Origin of the sequence: Bathymodiolus platifrons methanotrophic gill symbiont (assembly GCF_002189065.1) — a bacterium.
Lineage (GTDB): Bacteria > Pseudomonadota > Gammaproteobacteria > Methylococcales > Methylomonadaceae > Methyloprofundus.
This window is the reverse complement of sequence record NZ_BDMN01000541.1, coordinates 1-1,527: the sequence shown is the minus strand read 5'-3', so window position 1 is coordinate 1,527 and position 1,527 is coordinate 1. Positions and strand designations below refer to the sequence as shown.

The 1,527-nt window shown below is 44.3% G+C and carries 2 protein-coding genes; both read right to left on the bottom strand.

What is annotated here, in order from left to right; all coding sequences use genetic code 11:
- Positions 1-6: 6 nt before the first annotated feature.
- Complete coding sequence (locus CDZ78_RS20290; protein WP_087871566.1) at positions 7-195, bottom strand: acylphosphatase; 189 nt, start codon at positions 193-195, stop codon at positions 7-9.
- On the bottom strand, positions 195-1,250 hold the full coding sequence (gene hypE / locus CDZ78_RS20285; protein ID WP_087871565.1) for a hydrogenase expression/formation protein HypE: 1,056 nt from the start codon (positions 1,248-1,250) through the stop codon (positions 195-197). Before hypE ends, CDZ78_RS20290 begins: the two co-directional genes overlap by 1 nt.
- Between the last annotated feature and the right edge of the window lie 277 nt (positions 1,251-1,527).

Below are 1,527 nucleotides of genomic sequence, written 5' to 3'. Positions count from 1 at the left end.
GTTTTGTTACGCATGGTCGCTTGATGAATTTCTAGGAAACTTCAGTTCAGAACTTCCCCAGACATGAATCATCACCCCTTGTGCATCATTCCAAACGGCACCTCTTAACTCGTGCTGCCTGGCTAAATGCCATATAAAAGGACGAAAACCTACGCCTTGTACCGTCCCGTATACCCGAATGGCTTTGCCAGACATTAGCAGATGCGTGGTAATTGCTCGCCTGCCAGCCAATCGACAATACGTTGCCCACCAAAGGCAGTATTCATTTGTACAAAATTATTTTCATCGTTAATGACCCGGCCAATTATCGCTGCCTCTTTACCTAAAGGATTCTGCTGCATAGCCTCTATTAATACCTCCGCATGCTCGGCCGGGCAAATACACACTAATTTCCCTTCATTAGCCACATACAGTGGGTCTAACCCCAGGATTTCACAGGCCGCTTTTACCTCGGCTTTGATCGGTATTTTCTGTTCATCAATAACCATTCCCACGGCCGATTGAGTTGCCAACTCATTTAAACTGGTTGCCAATCTACCACGAGTAGGGTCACGTAAGCAATGAATTTCTTTGGTTACATTCAGCATATCTGCCACTAAACTATGTACAGCAGCGGAGTCAGAAGTTATCGTTGTGGCAAACTGTAAATTTTCCCGACTGGACATAATCGCCACACCATGATCCCCGATCGAACCGCTCAGAATAATGACATCTCCAGCACATGCCTGATCTCCTGAAATATTGACTCCAGATGGCACTACACCGATCCCACAGGTATTGATAAACACCCCATCGCCTTTGCCACGCTCGACAACTTTGGTATCTCCGGTAATAACCGGAGTTCCGGCCTGTTTAGCTGCTGCAGCCATACTGATTACTATTTTTTCCAGCTCTCGGAGTGGAAAACCTTCTTCGAGAATAAAGCCCGCTGATAAATAAAGAGGGGTAGCACCAGACATCGCCACATCATTGACTGTGCCATGTACAGCTAAAGAACCTATATCTCCACCGGGGAAAAATAGAGGAGTGATCACATGTGAATCGGTACTCATCACCATGCGTCCAGCTTCGATATTAAATAATGCCTGATCATTACCTTGCCTAAGCAATTCATTATCAAAGTGTTTAACAAACAATGTGTTAATCAGTTGCGCCATTGCTCGACCACCGCTGCCATGACTTAGGTCTATATGACCATTTTTTATATCCAGAGCAGCTCCAGGCTGTCGAAAATTACCGGTCTTCGTCATAGGTCTCAACTTTATTTTTAGAAAATATTTATGCTGTAGAGCGGACTTTAGAGACTGTGAAAGTACTCAACAAAAGCCCCTCCTTAGTTAAGGGGTTAGGGGAGGTTTGATATATTAAAAATAATCATACAATATCAATGACCTATGTTTTTATACGATCCCCCCTTCTCAAGGGGGGAGGCTAAAAGTAGATACTTTTACAGTGTCTTTAGTCCGCTGCTCTATATTAGTTGGACGAAGCCGCTATCGCGGAGAAAAACAGCTTCACCCCTAAATT

Coding starts and splice junctions, on each gene's coding strand:
- CDZ78_RS20290 (WP_087871566.1), bottom strand. CDS start 195: ATGTCTGGCAAAGCCATTCGGGTATACGGGACGGTACAAGGCGTAGGT.
- hypE (WP_087871565.1), bottom strand. CDS start 1,250: ATGACGAAGACCGGTAATTTTCGACAGCCTGGAGCTGCTCTGGATATA.